Source organism: Trinickia sp., from assembly GCF_057351765.1.
The window spans coordinates 1-23,373 of the sequence record NZ_JBMRBK010000076.1 but is presented as its reverse complement, the minus strand read 5'-3'; the positions used below and the strand labels follow the sequence as shown (position 1 = coordinate 23,373).

Sequence of the window (23,373 nt, the reverse complement as noted above, 5' to 3'; positions counted from 1 at the left end):
TCGCTGAATGTCGTCAGGTGAAATGCATTCCAGCTAACAGCTCAGCATCGCGAATGATCAGTAGACGCTGCCCGCTCTGCCTGGCGCTACGGCGTTTCCCTTGAATCGCGACGCCAGGGCGCTCGCTGTCCCAGCCAGCAGCGTCGTGTCTATGCCGACCGCGGCAAACCGCACGCCCATGTCGAGGTACTGCCGCGCGAGTTTTTCGTCAGTGCAAAGCACCCCTGCACTTTTGCCGGAGGACACCACGGTTTCGATGCCCCGCTCCACAGCGGCGCGAACTTCCGGGTGCGCCGGCTGGCCAAGGTAGCCCATTGAAGCCGCCAGATCGGCCGCGCCGATAAAGATGCCATCCACCCCCTCTACGGTGCAGAGTTCACCGAGATTGGCGAGCGCGGTCACGCTTTCGACCTGGATGAGCAGGCAGTTCTGCTCATCAGCGCAAGTCAGATAGTCGCCAATCCGATTCCAGCGCGACGAGCGTGCAAGCCCACTGCCAACCCCACGGATACCGCGTGGCGGGTAGCGCATTGCCTGCACCAATTTCCGTGCGTGCTCGGCATCGTCGACCATCGGCACCAGCAATGTTTGCGCGCCCAGCTCAAGAACCTGCTTGATCAGCACGGGATTGCCCACGGGAATGCGGACAACCCCATGCGTCGGATACGCGGCAACCGCCTGAAGCGTATGCAGGATCGAGCGCAGGTCGTTCGGTGCATGTTCGCCGTCGATCAGCAGCCAGTCGAACCCGCAGCCCGCGCAAAGCTCGGCAGCATACGCATCCGCCAACCCGAGCCATAGTCCAATCTGCGGTTCACCTTGCGAAAGTGCGCGCTTGAATGAATTTTCCGGAGTCTGCAAGGCCCGCTCCTTCACACGAACCTGACGGAGATGCTTCCCAGGCTGCCGTAGTCCGCGTGGAACACATCACCGGCGCACGCCGCCACGGGACGCGTGAATGAGCCGGCGAGCACGATCTCGCCGACCTCCAGCCCTTCCTCGTGCTGACTGAGCTTGTTTGCGAGCCACGCGACGCCGTTCGCGGGATGGTTCAGCACCGCCGCGCCCAATCCCGACTCCTCGACGACGCCGTTTTTATACAGAAGAGCGCCCGCGCGACGCAGGTCGCAAGCATCGACCTTGACAGGACGGCCACCTGGAATAATTGCTCCGTTCGCCGCGTTATCGGCGATCGTATCGAGCACTTTGCGCGGCTCCTTGGTCACCGCGTCGATGCGCTCGGTGCGTGCGTCGATCAGCTCGAGCGCGGGGAAAACGTAGGAGCTGGCCTCCAGCACGTCGAACATGGAGACTGAGGGTCCACGTAAGGGCTTGCTGAGAATGAATGCAAACTCGACCTCGATCCGCGGCACGATGAAACGAGATGCCTCGATTTCGCCTCCATCCTCGACAAGCATGTCGTCGAGCAACGTGCCGTAGTCGGGTTCACTGATCTGCGCCGAGATCTGCATCGCGCGTGACGTGAGACCGATTTTGTGACCGATCACCTTGCGACCTTCCTCCCGCTTGATCGCCATCCACGCGCGCTGGATTGCATATGAGTCCGCGATCGACATCTCCGGATAGCGTTGCGAGAATTGCCGCACTGGCATGCAGCTGCGTTCGGCATCGTGCAGCTCATGCGCCAAACTGCGGTGCAATTCGGAATTCAACATCTCCGCTCCTTTGGCTCGTATCGCCGATATGTCTTCGAGATGAGACATTGTTGTGCGCCTGAATCGTGCAAAACAAGCGACGAATTCTTGTCGATTAACAAGACTAAGTTAGCAATCGAATGGCTCACCATCTGCGCGAGCCTTATGGCCATCCGCCTTGCGACAGCAGATTGAACGTGTAGCCGGTCAAGTCGCCCGCATCCCCTCTCTACACCGATCGTTCAAGCACGGCTTGGCTTCCATTGCGAGGGCTTCACCGACCATGCCCCGTCGCCAATCAAGAACTGCACGACGAGCGCGACGATCCACAGAACCAAGTATTCCCATCCGCCCCCTTTGTTGGTGAATAGCCAGCCGTTCTTGCCGTGAACAGTAACGATTGCCCCTAGCAGGTCGAGCGCAAGAGGTAACGCAAACCAAGAAGCGTAGAACCCGACGATAAGCGCTACACCACCCACCACTTCCAGCAGTGCAATCAAATACGCCATGAAACCAGGTAGACCAATCGACTGAAAGAATTCCGCGGTACCCGGCAGTGTGAAGACAAAGATCTTTAGCCCGGCGTGCGCCAAAAACAGAATGCCGAGGCTGACGCGCAGCACGAAGGCTGCTATTGGTGTAGTTACCTGATGGTTCACGCTCTCTCCTAACTTGAATGTCGCTCTAACAGGCACGCCAAAGCCAGCCATGGGCGACGGCCTTCGGAGCGTAGTTACAACTTTTGGGGAAATGCCGCGACTGATTTGCAAAAGGCTCGATCGATCGCTTACAAGCTGGTGGAACACTTGACGTTGCCGCTGCGAGTTCCGATCAGGAGCAACGTGCCCTTCGCCCGCGCATGGCTGTGATCTGCCCTTATGCATGCGTCCCCGATCACATTCTCAAATGGGGAAGGCCCACCAACAAGCAATGAATATCTGACGATTAGAAAGAAAATCTTGATAGTGCTGATTTCACGCAACGCTGCTGCCGGTGGGCAAGATGCGACGGCCTCACACATGCATGGACGCTTCTTCATCAGGCTCGCCTTCGCGATCCCGGCTGTATTCGCTGATACGGCTTATGTCTCGTCGCAGTGAATTCGGCGCCGTTCGATTTGATCGTAGATCAGTGATCGGACATCCACGAATGTCTGCTAGGACGGTGAGAAGCAGGCGCACCGCAACGTCGTCATGGAGGACTGTTACTGGCGCCGATATTTTGCATTGGAGCACGCCTGTCTGCGCGAATGCTCAAGACGTTGGCGAACGTTCGCGCTTCGCCTCCCATGCAACGCCTGCCTACGGCAACTCAGACGATGACGTTCTGCTCTGCGGTAGCCTGCTCGCGCATGCGACGGGCTTCGTCGCGCAGGAACTGCTGGTAATCGTCCAGATCGCCGTCGAAGGGCTCGACGCCGCCCCTGGTGACCAGCCAGAACTCATCACATACCGCGCGCAGCAGGGCCCGGTCGTGACTGACCAGCATCACCGTGCCTTCGAATTCGTTGAGCGCCATGGCTAACGCTTCGCGTGTGGCCAGATCGAGGTGGTTGGTCGGCTCGTCGAGCAGCAGCAGGTTCGGGCGCTGCCACACGATCATGCACAACACGAGCCGCGCCTTTTCGCCACCGCTCATCGTGCCAACCGCCTGATGGACCATGTCGCCACTGAAGTTAAAGGTGCCGAGGAAGGTGCGAAGCGATTGTTCGGTGCTACTCTGGCCGGGGGCGCGCATTTGCGCCGGCGTCTCCTTGGCAAGGCGGATCATGTGTTCCATCGGCGTGTCGAGCGGACGCAGGACGTCGAGCTCCTGCTGGGCGAAGTAGCCGATGTTCAGACCTTTGCCTTCGCTGATTTCGCCGGCGATCGGCGCCAGCGCGTGCGCCACGGTCTTCACCAGCGTGGACTTGCCTTGGCCGTTGGCACCGAGAATGCCGATCCGCTGCCCGGCCAGCACGGAACGGCTGATGCCGCGCACGATGACCGTGGGCGGCGTACCCGGCAGCGCGCCGGTCGGCGCCGGGTAGCCGAAGCTCGTGTCCAGCATCGACAACAGCGGGTTCGGGACGTTGAGGGGCTCCTTGAACTCGAAGTTGAACTCCGCATCGGCCAGCACAGGGGCGATCTTCTCCATGCGTTCGAGCGCCTTGACCCGGCTCTGCGCCTGTTTCGCCTTCGAGGCCTTGGCCTTGAATCGGTCGATGAATTTCTGCAGATGCGCGATCTTGTCTGCCTGCCTGGCCACCGCGGCCTGCTGCAACCCGATCTGCTCGGCGCGCATGTCTTCGAACTTGCTGTAGTTGCCGCCATAACGCACGAGCTTGGCGTTGTCGACGTGCACCGTCACCTGCGTCACCGCGTCGAGGAATTCGCGATCGTGGCTGATCACCACCAAGGTTCCTTGATAGCGTTTGAGCCAGGCTTCCAGCCAGACCAGCGCGTCGAGGTCGAGGTGGTTGGTCGGCTCGTCGAGCAGCAGCAGGTCGGACGGGCACATGAGCGCGCGCGCCAGTTGCAGTCGCATGCGCCAGCCGCCGGAGAAGCTGTTGACCGGCTGGCTAAGCTGCACAGCACTGAAGCCAAGGCCCAGGATCAGCGCTTGGGCACGTGCAGGGGCATCGTGTGCACCGGCGTCGTGCAGGGCCATGTAGGCGTGCGCCATGCGCATGCCGTCGTCGCTGGCTTCGGCGGCGGCTGCTTCGGTCTGTGCGGCCAACAGCCCAGTGTCACCCTCGATTACGAAGTCCGTCGCGCTCTGCTCGGTCTCCGGCATCTCCTGCGCGACCTGGCCCATCTTCCACGCAGCGGGAATCGAGAACTCGCCGCTGTCTTCGTGCAGCGTTCCGTTGAGAAGGCCGAAGAAGGACGATTTGCCGGCGCCATTGCGGCCGACAAGGCCAATCTTTTCGCCGGGGGTGAATGTGATGGACGCGCGGTCGAGTACGACATTAACGCCGCGACGCAGCGTGAGATTACGGACGGAAATCATAAGGAGCTACATCGGAGAAGATTGGCATGATAGCCGACCCGACGTGCAGTGCCGCCTCTTTTCTGATCCGCTTGCGCTTTGCGGCGCCCACCGCCGATTCCATCCTCGAAAAGATCGGGCGTGTACGCAAAGCTATTTCCGGGACAGAACACTGGAGATATCCCCCCACGCTGCAAGGTCGCGTGGACGGCGGTACGGTCGACCCCGCGTCAATGAGCTGGCTTTCCTCCTTCCGAACGAGGGCCGCCGCCGGCCGGATGCCTCATTCCCGATCGATTGAATATCTGCCCGGACCACTCACGGCGAGCAACGCGAGACCGCCGATGATACTTACGTTTTTGTAGAAATTGATCATGTTCTCCAAGCGCGTCATGCCCGACATCGACCAATAATGATGGCCGATCACCGCGGTGCCGAGCGTATAGACCGCCAACAACAACGCGAACGGGCGGGTGCGGAAACCGACCAGGAGTGCGAGCCCGACGCCGACTTCTATAATGAAGCGGTAGGCGTCGATGACCGCCTGCTCAACGACGAACGGTGGCGGACTCACAGCTGCATTGTTCAGATTCAGCAACGGCTGCCGTGCGGAATACGACTTGCGGACCTGCGTCCAATTCTCTACCGCCGCGCTGCCAGCGCGTTTCAAATCCAGCGCAACGCCTCAGCAATGACATGCGTTGCCCCACTTTCCGCGCATTGGCCATGAGCGATCAGAAGCCGCTCGGCCTTCCAATCGAGCACTCTTTGGCGAGCGGCGCGTGCGGCATCACGCGAGAGAAAACTCAGTCGCCATTCGCGCGGCGTGCTGCCGTGCGGTCCGACGAGGTCGTCGAGCCGCAGGAGTGTGCCTTTCCACCCCGTGGCCACCTCATCGGGAAAGCGTTGGATCAGGTCGCCGAAGATGGCGGTGCGTGATACGCGATGGAAGAACACTACTTCTTCCATGGCAAACGATCCGCGAAACACAACTTGATCGATGTCGTCGATCCATTGTCGGTCCGGCTCGTCGCCAAGTTCGGCATCGAAGCGAAACCCTTTCATTTTTCGAACGAGCCCCGGAGGGGCATGGACGCTCGCTTCAGGCCAGAGCATCTTCCACGCCGAGAGCGCGAGATGATGCAGTTTGTTCGGTGAGACGATATGCGCGACCGGCCCGACTGCCTCTACGGCGACGGCTAAATCTTCCGTCAGCGCGATTGGCGACCATACCCATGTCTTGCCCGACGAGAGCCGCACGACCGCCATGCGGGTCGGGTATGGAAATCCATAGAACGATGCCGCTGGCCCATCGGCAAAATACAAATCCTGTCCGAACGCAGTCAGCATTGGTCGAGATGTCTCGCAAGGACGATATGGCACGTTGACTCGATGCCCGCTCCCTTCAAGAACGCGCGACGAAAACAGGAGCGCCGGCACCCAACGCGCTCAGGGCGATGCTCCCGGCGCCGAATAGCGTGTGCGGCATCATGTAATGATCGAAAGGAGCGGTCAGAAACTCGCGGTTATCGTCCGCCAGGGCTTGCCCGGCCCGTCCGCGATCCATCCCTTCCTTACGCTGACTATGCGATACCGCAACCACACCGCGTACGCGCCCCGCTGAGCGCCGCTCCGATTTCCCCGCGACGGGTGAGTCGGAAGGGTTCACCTGAACGGCTTCGTCCAAGATTCGATTGGGAACCGTGGCGTCCACGTTGCCGCAAAACGCGGTGACGAAAATGACGACAGCTTTAGTCAGCTTAGCGAAAGGGGGCTGCATCGTTGCCTTCGTGTTCGGAAGCGTATACCGCCGTGGGACCAGCCGCTGTGGGTCGGATCGATATCAACGGAGTATCGCGCGAGCTAGGGATTACCGTTCAACCTAGCACCAGGGCATTCCAATAGTAATACGCATAAGCAGTGGCACGTATCCTCATTTACACGTAGCGGCCGGCCTACAACGTTCGCGTAAGAGTGCTTGGTCGGTCCGAACTGGTACATCGGTGCGTGCCCGGCCGCTATCTTGCTACACCAGGCCGCTATAATTCCCTTTCAATCATTCATTTAGTCAGAAAGCGCGAGTCCTCTCCTGGGCAACCGAGTTCTCGTTCCGCGATAAGCCGTCGCCGACGTTTCGGGCTCTTCTTTAATAGAAGGACGTGATCTTGAAGAAATCCCTCGTCATAGCGTCGCTGCTGGCGGCTACGGCCCTCGCAGCATGCAGCAAGAGCAGCGATGAATCTGCGGCACCCGCTGCGTCGGACGCGGCCGCCACTTCGAGCGCTGCTTCTATCGAAGCGCCGCCTGCTGCTGCCGCCTCGGGTCCTGCCGCTGATGCTGCAGCTTCTGCTCCGGCCGCCGCTGCTTCTGCTCCCGCCGCCGCTGCTCCTGCTCCTGTGCCCGCCGCTCCGGCCGGAGCCGGCGGACATGCAGGGTTACCGCACGGCGCAAGCCATTAACGGCGATCGCGGTGGCGATCTGTCAGCCAGCGCTCCAAGGCGTCTTGCAGCGCGTGTACTCAAGTTGATAGAGAGTCGTATCTGGCGCCGTCGCGCCCGCTCCGGGCAATGCCGGCGTGCGCGCGTTGTACGCCAACCTCGCCGAGCGCTCGCTGCTGAACCTGAACGGTTCCTATCGACTTTCCGAGGAAAGCTGAGGCCGGCGCGTACGAACGAAGAACTTCTTCAATGAGTCGTCTTCGGGGCATCGATGATGCCCGTCTGGGCAGCCACGCCACGCACGAAATTGCGAGATGATGCGTAGGGGCTGCATGCTGTCGAACCAGCACAGACGATTGGGAGGACGTAATGACGATGTCGGAAAATCCAACGATCGCCCTCGTTGGGCCGGGTGCAATCGGCACGACCGTGGCGGCGGTCCTTCATGAGGTCGGACGCACACCGACCATTTGCGGCCGTTCAGCGCACGAACACCTGGAGCTGCGCTTCGACGGCGGTCGCATCGCGGTGCCGGGGCCTGTGCGAACCGATCCGGCTGAGGTCGAAAACACGTTCGACCTGGTTTTTGTCGCGGTGAAGTCAACACAGGTGGACGCGGCAGCGCCGTGGCTTTCTGCCCTGTGCGGTAACAGGACCGTTGTCTGCGTGTTGCAAAACGGCGTTGAACAGAAAACGCTCTTCGCCCCTTACCTGCCCGGCAGCCCAGTCCTACCTTCGGTGGTATGGTTTCCTGCCCAACGTGAACCTGACGCCTCGGTCTGGCTACGGGGCAAGGCGCGCCTTACGGTGCCAGACACGCCAGAGAGCAGCGTTGTTCTTTCGGCATTGAGAGGCACGCGCTGTTCGGTCGATTTAACGGCCGATTTCACCTCCGTCGCATGGCGCAAGCTTTTACAGAACGCGGTCGCCGGTTTGATGGTTCTCGCCGGTCGTCGTGCCGGCATGTACTCCCGCGCCGATATTGCCGGGCTGGCCCTAGCCTATTTGCGGGAATGTCTCGAGGTTGCCCGGGCAGAGGGCGCGACGCTGGGCGACGAGGTCCCACAAGAGCTCGTCGAAGCATTCCAGAGCTACCCGACCGACCTCGGCACTTCGATCCTCGCGGACCGACAGGCTGGTCGCCCGCTCGAATGGGACTGCCGAAACGGCGTCGTGCGGCGACGCGGTCGATCGCATGGTATCCCTACGCCGATCAGCGATCTGGTCGTGCCACTTCTGGCGGCTGCGAGTGACGGACCCGGCTGACATTCGGGGACGGGACGCTCACCGAATTCCGGAAAGCTACTTTCGGCATGACATCGGGCATGGGATAACGGCTCGCATCGGCGCGGCGGTTCGACGTGCAATATCGGTCGTGCGACGAATGAACCGGCAGTCGCGCAAGAAAACATTTTTTGGCGCTGGCCACAATATTTGCACTCCTGAAACGTCTTCAGGCGCATGGAACCGCCCACCTCGTACCCGATGACCGACCGAGACACCGACATCACCGCAACGGTGGTGCGTGAGCGCACGAGGCTCGTCAATTTCATCCGGCGTCGAATACGCGACCCGGATGATGCCGAGGACATCCTGCAGGATGTCTTCCACGAATTCGTTCGGGCTTACAGGCTCCCTGCTCCAATCGAACAGGCTAGTGCGTGGCTTTTCCGTGCCGCACGCAACCGCATCATCGATCGCTTTCGCAAGAAGAGAGAGCAGCCGCTGACTGATCCGTTCGAGGCCGAGGACGATGCCGATGGTGCGTATCGCCTCGACCTCGCGCTGCCAGCGCACGATGCGGGTCCTGAAGCGCTCTACGCTCGCGCTCTATTGCTCGAGGCCTTGCAGGGTGCGCTCGATGAGTTGCCGCCGAATCAACGTGAGGTATTTATCGCCCACGAGCTTGACGGGCGCCCCTTCAAGGAAATGGTGGCGGAAAGCGGTGTGCCGCTCAATACGCTGCTCGCGCGCAAACGCTATGCGGTTCTGCATCTGCGCGCCCGACTGCAGCTCATTTACGACGAACTGGATATTTAGAGGAGTCAACGGATGAATTTCCGAATCAGATGTGCCGGTAAAGCGCTGCTCGGGGTCGTCGCCATAGGCGTGCTTGGGTGGGTCGTCATGACGCTGTGGAATTGGGTGATTCCTGGCCTGTTCGTTGGCGCACGTGCGATCGATTTCGCCCATGCGTTGGGCTTGCTCGTTTTGAGCCGCATCCTCTTTGGCGGATTCCGCGGACACGGCGGCTGGCGCGCACGGCGTCATTGGCGCAAATGGGAAGCGATGACGCCCGAGGAACGGGAGCATTTTCAGACACTGTGGCGCTCGCGCCACACGCAGCACACGGAGGATTGAACATGCCCCAGAACTCGATGCGCGACTGCAAACAGGAGCCGGGGCTGATTGCGCCAGTCGTCGACCTGAAACGTTGCGAAGGGAAAGGCGATTGCCTGGAGGTCTGCCCGGAGAATGTGTTCGAGGTCCGGCGTATCGATGAGGCCGATTATTTCCGCCTTGATTTGATGCATCGCCTCAAGCTACGCGTGCATGGAATGAAAGTCGCCTACACGCCGAACGCACATGCCTGCCGCTCGTGCGGTCTTTGCGTGACGGCATGCCCTGAACGCGCGATCAAGCTCGCCAAAACAGCATAGCGTTACACGTTTTCGCGGATGCCAGAGCCTGTTTAACGAGCCGTCTTCGGGGTGAAATCGATCCATCACGGCGACGATGGCGAGCCTCGGTGCCCGCCGCGTCCGCTAGAAGGTCAACACCACCCTGCCCGGCACGCGTAGCCCGCCCTCGACAGCCGCAACCGTCTCCACGGCCTGCGAAAATGCCCTTTCGAGTCCGATGGTGGGTTTCAAAATGCCTTGCGCCGCGAGTTCAGCGATTGCGGCGAGATGTCGGGTCGCCATCGTGGCGAACACCAATTTGTAGCGGCGCGTCAACAGGCCGCGCAAAAGCCGCCGCGGTGTCGGATTGATGTCCGCGAAGACGCCTCCCCGATTGAGCATCGACAGACCGAGCCCCACGTTCAGCGTGCCCGCAGTATCGAAAATCACATCGAATGGTCCGGCAGCACCCCACGCACTCGCATCGGTATAGTCGAAGACCGACTCCAGGCCCGCCGCACGAGCACGCTCCATCGACGCTTGGCTACACGTGCCCGCCACTTGCGCACCTCGAGCGATAGCCAGTTGCACCGCCATTAGGCCGACTGCCCCGGTGCATCCGTTGATCAGCACGCGGGTACCGCGCGACACCCGCCCCTTCAGCAGCAGCGCCGCCCATGCCGTCGCACAGGGGATCGGCAGACACGCCGCTGCTTCGAACGAAAGTTGCGAGGGCTTCTTCACGAGATTGCCCTCGCCCGTGACCAGCACCTCGGCGAACGCCCCGGGATGTTTGATCGCCATGGTGCCCAGCACTTCATCGCCCACGCGGAAGGCGGCAACGCCCTCGCCCAGCGCAACGACAACGCCCGAAAAGTCGGATCCCATGCCCTTGGGAAATCGCCTATCCATGACGAGCCGCATGGCGCCTTCGCGTTGCTTCCAGTCAAGCGGATTGATGGCTGCGGCCCTCACACGAACTGCCACTTGCCCCGCCCGCGGCTGCGGCACAGCGCATTGCCCGATGTGCATCGTGTCCGCGTTGCCGTAGCGATCGAATTGAAGTCGATTCATGCATACCTCTAAATTTGCACTGAGTGCATTACAATAATTCACTCAGTGCAATATTGCAAGCGATGCAGGCCGTCTGCTACGATGGCGCCCATGCAGACCAAAACTGTCGAACCGAACGAATGGCAGCCAGAGGGGCTGCGTGAAAGAAAGCGCCGCGATACCCTGCAGCGGATTACGCAGGTCGGACTCGATCTTTTTCTCGCCGCCGGTTACGAAGCGACCACGCTCGACGACATTGCCGCTGCCGCTGGCATCTCGCGGCGCACCTTTTTCCACTACTTCAAATCGAAAGACGAAATCCTGCTCGCGTGGCAGATGGGAATGGGCGACGCGGTGCGCGACGCCGTGCTGGAAGCTTCGACCGATCAATCGCCGCTGGAGGCGTTGTGCGGCGCCCTTCGGAAGCTGGCTTCGTATTTCGACACGGACACCGCGATCGGCATCGCCCAAGTGCTTCGCTCGAGCGACCAGTTGCGCGCCGCCAATCAAGCGAAGTACACACACATCGAGCACTCCGCATTCGAGTCGCTGTGTCGGCTCTGGCCGGGCCGTAGCCGGCGCGGACCGCTTCGAATGGCAGCCATGGCCGGCGTCGGCGCGTTCCGGGTGGCGATCGACGAATGGATCGACGAAGGCGGAAAGGGAGCGTTGACCAAGCGCATCGAGAAGGCGTTCGATGACTTGCGCGCTGCGCTTCACGGTGGTTAGCGCGCCTGCGATGAAGCGAATGAGGCAATCTGCTCGGAATAAGCGCGTCGAGTGACGCACGCGCCCTGCCCGGACAGCGGCGGCCTTACTTCGCCACCGCGAGCCCGACGTACTCGTTCGTGTACGTCCTGCTCAGGTCGATATGTTTACCCTTGACCGCGGGATTGATCGTCGAAAGGACTCGAAGAACGTTTTCAGGTCCACCCGTCGGCATCTTGCCATCGGCTGTATACATCGACAAGGTCGATTTCAAGGCCCGTACATACAGTGCCTTGTCGCCGCCGTAGTAGTCCTTCGGCATTTTGTCCGCAATCTCTTCCGCGGAATGAGAATGGATGTATTGCATCGTTCGGACCATCGCGCGCGCCAATGCCGCCGCCTGCTGCTGATGCGATGCCAGCCAGCGCGCATCCACGTATAAGCCCGTGAAGGGATAAATCCCGCCGAGCGCTTCGCGGGTTCCGTCCACCGTACGCAAATCGACCATGACGGAAGCGTCGCCCTGTTCAAGCAATCGCGATACCGTGGGCTCTGTCGTCATGCCCGCATCGATGCGGTGCTGACGGACAGCGGCGATGAACGAGTTGTCAGCGCCAACTGGCAGCGTCGAATATTGCTGTTGTACGACACCGCTTTTCAGCGCCATGTATCGCGTCAGGAAGTCTGTCGACGATCCCAAACCCGTGACGCCCAGTGTCTTACCCTTTGCATCGGCCATGCTCTTCATCGGCGAAGACTTCGACACGACCTCCACCTCGCCCGGAACCCGGAGGAAGGTCACGATCGACCGCACTTCCTTGCCTTTGCTCTGCAGGTCGATCGTATGGTCATAGGCGCCTGCAACGGCTTGCACCGCGCCGGAGAGCAACTCGTTTTCGGCATCGACGCCCGAGGGTTGTGAAAGAAGTTCCACATTGAGTTTCTCGTCCTTGAAATAACCCAATTGGTCGGCAAGCTTCACGGGCAAATAGATGAACTTCGAGATGCCCCCCACCATGATGGAAAGAGGCTGCGCATCGTCCGCCCGGGCGTTGCCGAGCGCGAGCGCACCCAACAGCGCCGCGGCAATGCAAAACACACGCTTCTTTAATTGCTTCATCATTTTTTTGTCTCTGTTAGTGACTGTGATTGGCAACGGCGCCGGTGGTCTCGGCCGTGTTCCGCTCGTCAACGCGGATGAAGAACGTCATCAGGAACGAGGCAACCAGCAATGCAGCGAGGAACAGCAGCCCATGGGTAGCGCTGTGCCCCGAGCCCTTGATGTAGCCGATCGCAAACGGTCCGACGAAGCCGCCCAGATTCCCCACGGAATTGATGACTGCGATCGACACCGCCGCTGTGGAACGGGTAAGAAACAGCGTCGGCAGCGCCCAAAACGGTGACTTGAATGAATAGAGCCCCGCGAGGCTCAGGCTGATCATCGTGATGGACACGTACGGATTGGTCGACAGCCCCGCCCCCAGCAACGCCACCGCGGAGACCGCCAGGGGAATGGCCGAATGCAGACGCCGCTCGTTGCGGCGGTCCGAACTGCGCGACCACCTGATCATGACGATCGTCGCGAATAAGTATGGCACCATGGCAATGAGCCCGACCTGCGTGTGACTGAGCGACTTCGAAAAACCTTTGATGATCTGCGGCATCCAGTACCCGACGCCAAGACTGCCGCATTGATAAACGAAGTAGATGAACGACAGGTACAGCACTTTCGGATTGGCCATCGCCTTCAGCGAACCGAAATGCTTGGCGTCTGGACGTGCCTTTCTATCGTTTTCCAACTCGTTCAGCAGCCAGTCCCGCTCTTTCGGTTCGAGCCATTTCGCATCTTGCGGACGGTTCGTTAGATACGTAAAACACATGAAACCGCCGATCAAGGCCGGCGCGCCTTCGAGCACCAACATCCATCGCCACCCGCTCCAGGCGAACCAATGAACGTTGTCCATGACCCATGTGCTCAGCGGAGCGCCGATTACGTACGAGATCGGAATCGCCGCCGTAAAGAGAGCAACCGTCGTCGCGAGTTCTTTGGCGCGGAACCAATACGTCAGATAGACGATGATGCCTGGAAAGAAGCCCGCCTCGGCCACGCCCAGCAAAAAGCGCAAGACGTAGAGCTGATTCGCACTCTGTACAAATGCCGAAGCGATCGACACGATGCCCCACGTGATGAGGATTCGCGCGATCCAAACGCGAGCGCCGTACTTGTTCAGCAGCACGTTGCTGGGCACCTCGAACAGGAAGTATCCAATGAAGAAGATGCCCGAGGCGAAGCCGAAGGCTTCGCTGCTCAGCGCGAGCTCCGTGTTCATTTGCAGCGCTGCGTAGCCGATGTTGGCGCGATCCAGATACGAAACGATATAGAGAATGAAGACGAACGGAATAATTCGCCACCCGATTTTGCGCACGGTGGCTCGTTCGTCGATGGCAGTTATTGCATGCATGTGTGTCTCCGCCGGCGGATGCCGCCGGCCGCTTTGGAACAAGTATTCGGAATTACGCCTGGTGCTGCGAGAACACCATGCATACGGGACTACCCGATTCGATGGAAAACCCGGTCGGCTCGAGTTGGCCCGTCGTTGAATCGATCGAAAACGCTACGATGCTGTCGCTGTCTTCGTTCAACGCATACATGTACCGGCCGTCGGGCGTACAGGTCATGAACCGCGGCGTGCGGCCGCCCGTCGGTTGGGCGCCGCTAAACTTCAGATGGCCAGTGGATTGATCGATCCGGAATACGGCGATGCTGTCGCATCCTCGATTCGACGCATAAACGAAGCGTCCCGCGCGATCGACCTCGATTTCAGCGGCTCGGCTGTTGCCCGTGAACGTATCCGGCAGCGAGGACATGACCTGCAACGGTATCAGCGCCCCGCTTTCATTCGCATAGCGGTATGCCGTAACGGTCGAATCCAGCTCGTTGACGACATACGCAAACGCGCCGTTCGGATGAAATGCCACGTGTCGCGGTCCGGCGGCTTCCCGCGAAGCGACGAACGCAGGCATGGCCGGCCTCAACCGCCCATCCTCGAAACGAAACGAAAAGATGCGGTCCAGACCTTTGTCCGGAACGATCACGAACTTGCCGGTGGGATCGAATCGATTGAAGTGCGGCTTGGCCTGTTGCTGCTCGACACGATGAGGGCCGACGGGACCTTCGAGACGAACGAGTTGCATCACTTCCCGCAGCGATCCGTCAGCCGCGATCGGCAGCACTGCCAAGCTTGCGCCGATGTGATTGGAAACCACGACATAGCGGCCTGACGGGTCGATAGCAAGGTGGACCGGATTCTTGCCCTGGGTGCTTTGCCGGTTCAAAAACGTGAGTTCACCCGACGCTTTGTCCACACCGAACGCACTGATGTCGCTTTGGTCGCCATGCACGGCGTAGAGTCGCTCGCCATTCGCGCTAATGACAAGAAACGATGGATTGACAAGGTTCTTCAAAAGTTGGACGCGTTCGAGCGCCCCTGTCTCGGCGTCGACCCGATAGACGCTGATGCCCTCGCCTCGGGCGTTTCGCTCGCGGGTCGTACGCGAGCCGACGTAAGCAAACATGGATGTCCTTCCTTTCGTATGCGTCCCGGGTTTGCACTAGATTGCATTTGTACGCGATAACATGCAACAATGCAGTTATGGAAAACACCGATCACTCCACGGAAGCCAGCTTGGACGTCGACGGCAAGTCGTACCGCCACGTCGATCTGCCGGGCTGGTTCGGCGACACGCTGCGTGATTTGCCCGTCGTGCTACGCCTGTTGCTCGAGAACGTCGTCCGGAATACCGACGGCGACGAACGACGGCAGGCCGTCGAGGGCATTCGCGGCTGGATCGCTCGCGGTACGAGCGAAGCGGAGATTGCCTTTCAGCCTAATCGCGTCCTCATGCATGACACGACGAGCACGCCCGCCCTCGTCGACATTGCCGCCATGCGAGACGCGCTCGCCGAAGCCGGCGCCGACCCTGCGTTGCTCAATCCGGTGCTGCCGGTCGATTCTTCAGTCGATCACTCGCTCGCCGTCGAATACTTCGGGCAGCGCGACGCCGCACCGCTGAATCTGCAGCTGGAGCTGCGGCGCAACAACGAGCGCTATCGATTCCTGCGCTGGGCGTCGAAGGCGCTCAAGGGTGTTCGTATCCATCCGCCCGGCACGGGCATCATGCATACGATCAACCTCGAGCAACTGGCGACCGTAGTGACGACGTTCGAGCGTGACGGCGAACGATGGGCCGTGCCCGATACACTGATCGGCACGGACAGCCATACGCCGATGATCAATGGCATCGGCGTGCTTGGGTGGGGCGTGGGCGGTCTGGAAGCACAAACGGTCATGTTCGGCATGCCGGTCATGCAGCGTATTCCCGACGTGATCGGCGTGTGTTTGACCGGTGCATTACAGGCTGGGGTGTTAGCTACGGATCTCGCGTTGACCGTCACACAACGCCTTCGTGCAATCGGCGTATCGGGCGAGTTCGTCGAATTCTTCGGGCCCGGTGTGGCAACCCTGAGTGCGGGCGATCGAGCCGTCGTGGCCAACATGGCGCCCGAATACGGCGCATCGACCGGCTATTTTCCCGTGGATCAACGCACGCTCGACTATCTGCGGTCGACCCATCGTTCCCCACAATTGGTGCGGCTCGTCGAAGCGTTCACGCAACGGACAGGCCTTTGGTTCGATCCTCACGCCACCCCTCGCTATACGCGCACGATCGAGATCGACCTCGCCGGCATCGGCATGCATATCGCCGGCCCGCGCCGGCCGCAGGACTTGCACGCCTATTCCGAGACCAAAGCGTTGCTATCGACGCTCGGCTTCGAACCGTCGCAACTGCACCCTGTCATGCCGAAGCATCCGGTCGCGATCGCCGCGATCACGAGTTGCACGAACACGTCCGATCCCGCGTTACTTGTCGCCGCGGGCCTGCTGGCTCGGAAGGCCCGAGCCACGGGGCTCAAACCGCCGGCGTGGGTCAAGACCTCGCTGGGCCCGGGTTCTCCTGCCGCGGCGGCATACCTCGAACGCGCCAACCTGATTGACGATTTGTCGGCCGTCGGCTTCGATATCGTCGGGTACGGCTGCACAACCTGCATCGGCAATTCGGGGCCGCTCACCGAATCAATCCGCGCCGCCATTGCAAACAACAGCGTCTATCCTGTCGCCATGCTGTCGGGCAATCGCAACTTCCCCGGCCGCATTCATCCTGAACTCGACCTCGGGTTCATCATGTCGCCGCCGCTCGTCATCGCCTTTGCTCTCGCAGGCACTGCCGAGATCGACCTCGGCCGCGAGCCCATCGGGCAAAACGGTGAAGGCAAACCCGTCTACTTGCGGGACATCTGGCCGACTCGTGAGGAAGTCGCGGAACTCGTTGCCACAGCGGCGGACCCACAAGACTACCCACGCGCGTTCGCGCTCGCCAGCGCCAATCCCTCGTGGCACGACCTGGACGCGCCCGATGCCGCCCGGTTCCCGTGGGACCCGACATCGACGGCGTTGCGCAGGCCACCGTTCGCATCGGCGACCGAAGGGACACAGTTGGGGCGCTATAGTGCTTTTCCACTGCTCGTGCTTGGCGACGACGTCACGACCGACCACATTTCACCCGCGAGCGCGATTCCGAAGGACAGCTATGTCGCCGATTTCCTGGTCTCTCGCGGCGACGATCGCAACGATCTGAACGTGTTTGCATCGCGACGCGGCAACTGGGAAGTGATGGTTCGGGCGGCCTTCTTCAATCGAACGATCGTCAATCGTTTGGCTCCGGGCCTGCCGGTCGCCCATACGCTGCATGTACCAAGCGGCGACGTCATGCCCTTGTTCGAAGCCGCGCAGCGCTACCGGCAAGATGGCGACTCGGTCGTGCTCGTAGCGGGCGAACGGTACGGAACGGGTTCCTCGCGCGACTGGGCAGCCAAAGGGCAACGATTGCTCGGCATCCGCGCCGTGCTGGCCGTCAGCTTCGAGCGCATTCATCGATCGAACCTGATCGGCATGGGCATCCTGCCACTGCGTTTCCCGGCGGGCACAAGCCCCCACACGCTGGGATTACAACGTGGCGACAAACTGGAAATCGACGCGCCGGCTGATATGCTGTCACCTCGCTGCAAGGTACCGGTGCGCATCGTTCGCGCGAATGGAAGCGTGCAGCCTATTGAAGCGACGGCAGCCGTCGAAACGCGCCTCGAATGCGAGTTGTTGCGCTCGGGAGGTGTCATCCCGCTGATCCTGCACAATAGCTTGGCGAGGCAGAAAGCGTGAGACGGGGTCGCCACGGAGCGCGAAGGGCATCATTCCATGATCGACAGATCCATTGCGACGCAAATCGTTGAACTGATCAAGACCGAAGGGCTCGATGTCGGCGAGCATCTGCCTGCGCAGATGCTCGCCGATCGACTGCGAGTTTCACGCTCTCCTGTGAACGAGGCGCTCGCGCTGCTTCACGAGAAAGGTATCGTGACGCGCGAGAAAAACCGCGGCTTCTTTGTGGCGAAGGCCGTCGTCGAGCCGCTTGCGGACGTCGTGGCAGAGCTGGGTCTCGCCGAAGCCGATCTCGTGACGAGCGTTTATTTTCAGATCGCCGACGATCGGTTGAAAGGCGAGCTGCCCGATGAGTTCTCCGAGCAGTTGATTCGCACACGCTACGGGCTCACGAGTGCACAGCTCACCGCGGTCATGGCGCGGATCGGGCAAGAAGGCTGGGCGGAACGTAAGCCTGGATACGGGTGGCAGTTCTCCCCCATGCTGACGACGCCTGACAGTCTGTTGAAATCCTACCGTTTGCGTCTCGCGTTGGAACCCGCCGCGCTCCTCGAGCCGGGCTATCGGCTCGAACGCAAAGTGCTCGAACGGTGTAGAGACGTCGAAAAGCATTTGCTCGCCGGCGGCATTGAAACCGACACAGCCGATCAGTTGCACGAACGCGGTGTGCGCTTTCACGAGTCACTGGTGGAAGCCTCCGGCAACAGCTTTTTCATCGATGCGATCAAGCGCGTCAATCGCGTGCGGCGCTTACTTTCCTATCGATCGATGCAGCATCGCGAGCGGTACGTCGAACATGCAAAGCAGCATTTGCATGTGCTCGAACTGCTCGAACGCGAACAAAATGAAGAGGCGTCGGCAGCCATGCGGGAGCATTTATTGCACACGCTCGAGGCGCTTTCGCGGATCAGAGAGATTCTCGAACCGTAGCGGGCTGCGAGGCCGTCGCAGTCGCCACCCTCACGGTGGCGATCGACGAAAAAAAACGGCCATCGTCGATCGATGGCCGTTGCATGCTGCGAGAGGCGGAGCCGCTTACTGCGCGGCGATGTTCGGTTGCGCCGCGCGGCTCTTTGCCGTCACTGCCGATACGGCGACCGTAACGACGACGTTGACCACCAACGCGATCAAACCGATATAAGTCGGATACGTCGCGCCCGCGATATGCAGCGCGTACACCGGCTTGAGGCCCTGCATCGCGGCGAGAATCGTGCCGAGCGAGATACCCGCGAGCCAACCCAGGAACAAGCCCGGCGTCGTCAGACGACGCGTGTAGAGCGAAAACACCACGGCCGGGAAGATTTGCAGGATCCATACGCCGCCGAGCAGCTGCATATCGATCGCATATTGCGTGGGCAGCGCGATGATGAACAGCAGCGCGCCGAACTTCACGACGAGCGAGACCAGCTTGGCGTTCGATGCTTCCTTTTCAGGCGTGGCGTTCGGCGCAATCAAAGGCTTATAAAGATTGCGCGTGAACAAGTTCGCCGCACCGATCGACATGATCGCGGCCGGCACCAGCGCACTGATCGCGATGGCCGCGGCGGCAAAGCCCACGAACCACGACGGGAACAACGTGAGGAACAGCGTCGGCACCACATCGGACGGCGACTTCACGTGCACGCCCGCGGCGATCGCCATGTATCCGAGCAGCGCGATCAAGCCGAGCAGCACCGTATAGGCCGGCAGGAAAATCGCGTTCTTCTTGACGGTGGCGGCGGAACTCGACGAGAGCACACCCGTCAGCGTGTGCGGATACATGAACGCCGCCAGTGCGGAGCCGAGCGCGAGCGTCGCATAAGCCGTGAACTGCGACGGCTTCAGCAAAATGCCCGTTGCGCCGCCTTTGGCCGTGAAGTACTTGTCCGCCGTGTCGAACAGCGCGCCGTAGCCGCCGAGCTTGGCCGGAATCCAGCAGATCGCGACGATCACGACGATGTAGATCATGATGTCCTTCACGAACGCGATCATCGCGGGCGCGCGCAGGCCGCTTGCATACGTATAGAGCGCGAGAATCACGAACGCGACGATGAGCGGCAACTCGCCCGTGACGCCGAGGCTCTTGATGACGACTTGCATGCCGACGAGCTGCAGCGCGATGTAGGGCATCGTGGCGACGATGCCGGTCACCGCGATCGCTGCCGGGAACCACTTGCCGCCGAACACGCCTTGGACGTAGTCGGCCGCGGTGATGTGATTGCCTTTCTGGCACGCCTGCCAGAGCTTGGGCATGACGGCGAACACGAACGGATAGACGATGATCGTGTAGGGCAAGGCGAAAAAGCCATAGGCACCCACCGAATAAACGAGCGCGGGCACGGCAATGACCGTATAAGCGGTGTAGAAATCGCCGCCTACGAGGAACCAGGAGATGACAGTGCCGAATTGGCGTCCTCCGAGTCCCCATTCATGTAATTGCGTCAGGTCGCCTCGTTTCCAGCGCGCGGCGACGAAGCCGAGCACCGTGATGAGCGCGAAGAAAACGATGAAGATCGCGAGGGCGGTGGTGTTGATCGCAGTCGGCTCGGTCATTTGGCGCTCCGGTAGACGGCGTACATCAACAATGAAGTAATGGGCACCCAAAGGAACTGGTACCAGTAGAAGAACGGAAAGCCGAGCAATGAAGGACGCGCGCCGTTATAGAACGGCAGCCATAGCAGTGCGAAATAAGGCAACAGCAAAATCAACGGCAACCACGCGCGGCGTGGTGGGCTGGAGGTCTCCATACCATCTCCTTAGGGCTGACGAGGAATAGAGCGGCGTTCCGCAGCTGCGGGCCGACATTCGTTGTCTTTTATTAACTATCGTGGGCAGAATCGAGCCAAACGCGAAGCTTGCTTTGAGGAGCTGGCCTGTCCTTATGCAAATCGGGTGCGATTGACGGGCGTAGTATTCGCGGTCGGTACGTCGTCCGCAAGCGCATAACTACTTAGGGGTGCTACGTAGAAATACGTAGGTGACTTGTCCGTCGCGGACGATGTCGCACGGGCGCGGCTTCCCGACACCGGACGCTCCAGCCGGTTCGTCTAGCCGGTCGGAAGTCGCTGCTTGGCGATTTCGAGCCGTGCTCAATGCCCTGCGCGCGTCGTGATCTGCGCGTAGTCGACGCCGATACGCGCGGGTCCGTACTTCTCGCCGATCTGCTTCAAGCGCTCGTTCATCGCGGCCAGATAGCCCGCACGCGGTTCCGAATCCGGCCGCATCGTGTCGAAAAGCGGTGCGGGCGTCAAGACGACAACGATCATCTCGGTGCCGAAAGGCTTGCCGATGACCCAGTCGCCCATGCTTCCGATCGTCGCCTTGTAGTTCGGCGGCGCCTGGTTGTCTTTTGCTCGACGGCTCGGCACGAGATGCACCACGCTGCCGTCGAGCACGTAGTAGTCCACGTTGACATACGTGTCATAGCCGGGTGTCGTCACGTCGAGCACGAGCGGGCTGCCTTCAGTCAGTTGTCCGTTCTGAGCCTTCGTGCGTATCGATGTGCCCGCGGCAACGCCGCCCGCTTGATGCGTCGACGTCCAGTACGGCGCCAACGCTGTCACCACGTCGCAGTTGTTCTCGCCGACCGGCTGCACGTCGATGCTCGGCGCCGTTGCTCCGGCGAATCGCGCAAGCGCATCGCGCAATCGCGTGACGCCCGTGTGCCCTTCGACATAGCCTCGAACCTGCAACGCGTTGCCGTCGATCGATGCGCTCAACGATGAGCACGGCTGCGCGGCGAGCACCGGGGTCACCGCTGCAAGCGACAGCGGCGCGGGTGTCGGTGGCGATGCGTGCGTTTTCGCCACGGCGGGCGGTTGCGGTTGGCCACTGCCGGAGCGCGGGCCGGACCACTCGCGGTAGCCATACCAAAGTGCCGCAACTGCGATCAGTGCAGCTAACGAAACGCTCGCCCCCTTCCACACGGCGGGGCTCAAGCGACGCATCGCCTGCCGCGAAGGCTGCGGCGCTCCCGCCGGTTGCGGGGCCTTGACGGGCTGCGAAGGTCGCGATGGCCGCGGCGGCGATGGCGGCGCGTGCAACCGGACGCCCATGCCCTCGAGAAACCGTTCGACGCTCGGCGTGCGCGTCGCACGATCGAACGATAACGACTCGCTCAGCGTTCGCCACTGCCGGCGATCGAGGTCCTTCGGGCGCTCCGGCTGCCGCTTCTCGCCGCGCGCCTGGATGGCCGATACGCGGTTGAACGGATGACGCCCCGTCAGCAGCTCATAGGTCACGCAGCCGAGGGCATAGACATCGTCTCGCGGGTCCGGCTCGCGATGCTCGAACATTTCGGGGCTCGCGTAGGCCGGCGTGATGCCGCCAAGCGTTGCGGGATCGAACACCGTCACATCGCTCTCTTCGTCGGGACGCGTGAGCGCACGCGCGATGCCGAAGTCGATCACCTTCACTTCGCCGGCATCGGTGAGAAACACGTTGGCAGGCTTGAAGTCGCAATGCACGAAGCCGCGCTCGTGCGCATAAGCGAGCGCGCGCCCCATGCCCGCGATGACCGGCAACGCCTTCTCGTAGGGAATGCCCGCAAAGCCGGGCTCGCGCAGCAGCTTGCTGAGCGGGTTTCCCGAGAGGTACTCCATCGTGATATAGACGATCGGCCCGTCGCGGTCGAAGTCGTAGACGGTGACGATGTTGCGATGCGCGAGCGTCTGCGCTTTGCGCGCTTCGCGCTGCAAGGCGATGAGCGAACTGGGTTGGCCGCGGAATTGAACGTTCAACACCTTGATCGCGATATACGGCTTGCGATCGGCAGCTTCGAGCTTGCGCAGATCGAGTGCCTTGTAGACGGTACCCATGCCGCCCACGCCGAGGCATTCCTCAAGTACGAAGCGCCCGTTGAGCGTGTCGCCGATGCCCTTCGCACGCTCGAACGTGCCCTCGGCGGGCTCGGCCGCGGAGTTCGGCGACGCCGCACGCCGCACCGGCGGCGACGCGACCTGCACGCGCGTTTCATCGCCAAAACCGGCTTGCGTGCCCGCAAACCGTTCGATGTGGCGAATGAGCTCGGCATAGATGTCGTCGGGCAGCGGATCTTTGGTCTGCGTTTCGTCGAGCGTTTCACGCAGCCGCGCACAGTTGGCGTGGTCGAGCGCCAGCGTGCGATCGATCTGCATGATGAACGCGTCGTGCGACAACGCACCCCTTCGGAAGGTCTCGATCAGCTCCGCAAGGCTCGTCATGCATGCGCCTCTCAGGCTTCTAAACAACGCTTTTTTCCAACGTGCGCGACGCTTTGCCGTGTCTTCACGCCAGTCCAAACGCACGCTCGTCGATCGATACTAGTCTGCGCCGAGACCTTGCGCAATCGGTGCCCGAACTCAGCGTGCGAAGCAACACACAGCTGTTGCCCGCCGAACAACAGGTGAGCGCGGTGTGTCGGCACGCGACCATCACCGCCGGCCGCAATGCGCTATCGCCCGCCGTGCGAAAAACCCGGTCGAAATCCAGCAAAGGCTTAGCCGGAGGCGTTTTCCGCCCAATCGGAACGCCTGCGTCGCGCGCCTGGCATAGCCTGTGCAGTAAGAGACCCGAGCCCGCAACACTTGCAGCTCACTATCCTCGAAGTCCCTTTGCTTAATCTTTTGGAGAACTGTCATGAAAACGCTGATGATCGAAGACCTGAGCGTCGCCAAAGAACTCGACGGCCGTG

General features: G+C 61.1%; 22 protein-coding genes. 8 read left to right on the top strand and 14 right to left on the bottom strand.

Going from position 1 to position 23,373, the window contains the following annotated elements; translation table 11 throughout:
- Positions 1–57: 57 nt before the first annotated feature.
- From hpaI to ACO1XS_RS21290, 7 genes are all read right to left on the bottom strand, one after another.
- A complete protein-coding gene (gene hpaI, locus ACO1XS_RS21320; RefSeq protein ID WP_331568359.1) occupies positions 58–861 on the bottom strand; it encodes a 4-hydroxy-2-oxoheptanedioate aldolase in 804 nt (267 codons plus the stop codon).
- A gap of 11 nt (positions 862–872) precedes the next feature.
- The gene (hpaH, locus tag ACO1XS_RS21315; protein WP_331568360.1) at positions 873–1,676 is read right to left on the bottom strand and encodes a 2-oxo-hept-4-ene-1,7-dioate hydratase; all 804 of its coding nucleotides are present in this window, start codon (positions 1,674–1,676) and stop codon (positions 873–875) included.
- Between the two features lie 221 nt (positions 1,677–1,897).
- A complete protein-coding gene (locus tag ACO1XS_RS21310) occupies positions 1,898–2,314 on the bottom strand; it encodes a DoxX family protein (RefSeq protein ID WP_331568361.1) in 417 nt (138 codons plus the stop codon).
- Positions 2,315–2,966: 652 nt separating this feature from the next.
- Positions 2,967–4,646, bottom strand: coding sequence for an ABC-F family ATP-binding cassette domain-containing protein (locus ACO1XS_RS21305; RefSeq protein WP_486391645.1), 1,680 nt, complete (start codon positions 4,644–4,646; stop codon positions 2,967–2,969).
- Between the two features lie 262 nt (positions 4,647–4,908).
- A complete protein-coding gene (locus tag ACO1XS_RS21300) occupies positions 4,909–5,295 on the bottom strand; it encodes a DoxX family protein (protein WP_486391644.1) in 387 nt (128 codons plus the stop codon).
- Entirely contained in the window at positions 5,292–5,975 is a 684-nt protein-coding gene (locus ACO1XS_RS21295) for a DUF4336 domain-containing protein (RefSeq protein ID WP_486391643.1), read from the bottom strand. The genes ACO1XS_RS21300 and ACO1XS_RS21295 overlap by 4 nt, the downstream gene beginning before the upstream one ends.
- Positions 5,976–6,030: 55 nt before the next feature.
- On the bottom strand, positions 6,031–6,405 hold the full coding sequence (locus tag ACO1XS_RS21290; protein WP_486391642.1) for a hypothetical protein: 375 nt from the start codon (positions 6,403–6,405) through the stop codon (positions 6,031–6,033).
- A 385-nt stretch (positions 6,406–6,790) separates the two neighbouring features.
- Between ACO1XS_RS21290 and ACO1XS_RS21285 the strand changes: the two genes are divergently transcribed.
- From ACO1XS_RS21285 to ACO1XS_RS21265, 5 genes are all read left to right on the top strand, one after another.
- Positions 6,791–7,084: a hypothetical protein gene (locus ACO1XS_RS21285; RefSeq protein WP_486391641.1), complete on the top strand. Its 294-nt coding sequence runs from the start codon at positions 6,791–6,793 to the stop codon at positions 7,082–7,084.
- 348 nt (positions 7,085–7,432) lie between these two features.
- The gene (locus tag ACO1XS_RS21280; protein ID WP_486391640.1) at positions 7,433–8,329 is read left to right on the top strand and encodes an oxidoreductase; all 897 of its coding nucleotides are present in this window, start codon (positions 7,433–7,435) and stop codon (positions 8,327–8,329) included.
- Between the two features lie 219 nt (positions 8,330–8,548).
- On the top strand, positions 8,549–9,103 hold the full coding sequence (locus ACO1XS_RS21275) for an RNA polymerase sigma factor (RefSeq protein ID WP_486391685.1): 555 nt from the start codon (positions 8,549–8,551) through the stop codon (positions 9,101–9,103).
- A gap of 12 nt (positions 9,104–9,115) precedes the next feature.
- Complete coding sequence (locus ACO1XS_RS21270) at positions 9,116–9,424, top strand: hypothetical protein (protein ID WP_486391639.1); 309 nt, start codon at positions 9,116–9,118, stop codon at positions 9,422–9,424.
- Positions 9,425–9,426: 2 nt separating this feature from the next.
- Positions 9,427–9,723: a 4Fe-4S dicluster domain-containing protein gene (locus ACO1XS_RS21265; protein WP_486391638.1), complete on the top strand. Its 297-nt coding sequence runs from the start codon at positions 9,427–9,429 to the stop codon at positions 9,721–9,723.
- Between the two features lie 105 nt (positions 9,724–9,828).
- Here the strand turns inward: ACO1XS_RS21265 and ACO1XS_RS21260 are convergent, their stop codons facing one another.
- Positions 9,829–10,758 carry an NAD(P)-dependent alcohol dehydrogenase gene (locus ACO1XS_RS21260; protein ID WP_331571142.1) on the bottom strand — a complete coding sequence of 310 codons (930 nt, stop codon included), beginning with the start codon at positions 10,756–10,758 and terminating at the stop codon, positions 9,829–9,831.
- 90 nt (positions 10,759–10,848) lie between these two features.
- Between ACO1XS_RS21260 and ACO1XS_RS21255 the strand changes: the two genes are divergently transcribed.
- Positions 10,849–11,466: a TetR/AcrR family transcriptional regulator gene (locus ACO1XS_RS21255; RefSeq protein ID WP_331571144.1), complete on the top strand. Its 618-nt coding sequence runs from the start codon at positions 10,849–10,851 to the stop codon at positions 11,464–11,466.
- A gap of 85 nt (positions 11,467–11,551) precedes the next feature.
- Here ACO1XS_RS21255 and ACO1XS_RS21250 read toward each other — a convergent pair whose 3' ends face one another.
- From ACO1XS_RS21250 to ACO1XS_RS21240, 3 genes are read right to left on the bottom strand one after another with little or no spacing between them, the layout of a single operon-like run.
- Positions 11,552–12,568 (bottom strand): ABC transporter substrate-binding protein, encoded by a 1,017-nt coding sequence (locus ACO1XS_RS21250; RefSeq protein ID WP_414720279.1) that lies wholly within the window; start codon positions 12,566–12,568, stop codon positions 11,552–11,554.
- A 13-nt stretch (positions 12,569–12,581) separates the two neighbouring features.
- On the bottom strand, positions 12,582–13,907 hold the full coding sequence (locus ACO1XS_RS21245; protein ID WP_331571146.1) for an MFS transporter: 1,326 nt from the start codon (positions 13,905–13,907) through the stop codon (positions 12,582–12,584).
- Between the two features lie 52 nt (positions 13,908–13,959).
- Positions 13,960–15,021, bottom strand: a complete 1,062-nt coding sequence (locus ACO1XS_RS21240) for a lactonase family protein (protein WP_331571148.1) — start codon at positions 15,019–15,021, stop codon at positions 13,960–13,962.
- Positions 15,022–15,098: 77 nt separating this feature from the next.
- Here ACO1XS_RS21240 and acnA point away from each other — a divergent pair, with 77 nt between their 5' ends.
- Positions 15,099–17,723 carry an aconitate hydratase AcnA gene (gene acnA / locus ACO1XS_RS21235; protein WP_331571150.1) on the top strand — a complete coding sequence of 875 codons (2,625 nt, stop codon included), beginning with the start codon at positions 15,099–15,101 and terminating at the stop codon, positions 17,721–17,723.
- Between the two features lie 36 nt (positions 17,724–17,759).
- Positions 17,760–18,653, top strand: a complete 894-nt coding sequence (locus ACO1XS_RS21230; RefSeq protein WP_486391637.1) for a GntR family transcriptional regulator — start codon at positions 17,760–17,762, stop codon at positions 18,651–18,653.
- Between the two features lie 105 nt (positions 18,654–18,758).
- On the opposite strand, the gene mctP is transcribed toward ACO1XS_RS21230, so the two are convergent.
- From mctP to ACO1XS_RS21215, 3 genes are all read right to left on the bottom strand, one after another.
- A complete protein-coding gene (mctP, locus tag ACO1XS_RS21225; RefSeq protein ID WP_486391636.1) occupies positions 18,759–20,255 on the bottom strand; it encodes a monocarboxylate uptake permease MctP in 1,497 nt (498 codons plus the stop codon).
- The gene (locus ACO1XS_RS21220) at positions 20,252–20,449 is read right to left on the bottom strand and encodes a DUF3311 domain-containing protein (protein WP_173256069.1); all 198 of its coding nucleotides are present in this window, start codon (positions 20,447–20,449) and stop codon (positions 20,252–20,254) included. Before ACO1XS_RS21220 ends, mctP begins: the two co-directional genes overlap by 4 nt.
- A gap of 342 nt (positions 20,450–20,791) precedes the next feature.
- The gene (locus ACO1XS_RS21215) at positions 20,792–22,903 is read right to left on the bottom strand and encodes a serine/threonine protein kinase (RefSeq protein WP_486391635.1); all 2,112 of its coding nucleotides are present in this window, start codon (positions 22,901–22,903) and stop codon (positions 20,792–20,794) included.
- Positions 22,904–23,373 lie beyond the last annotated feature (470 nt).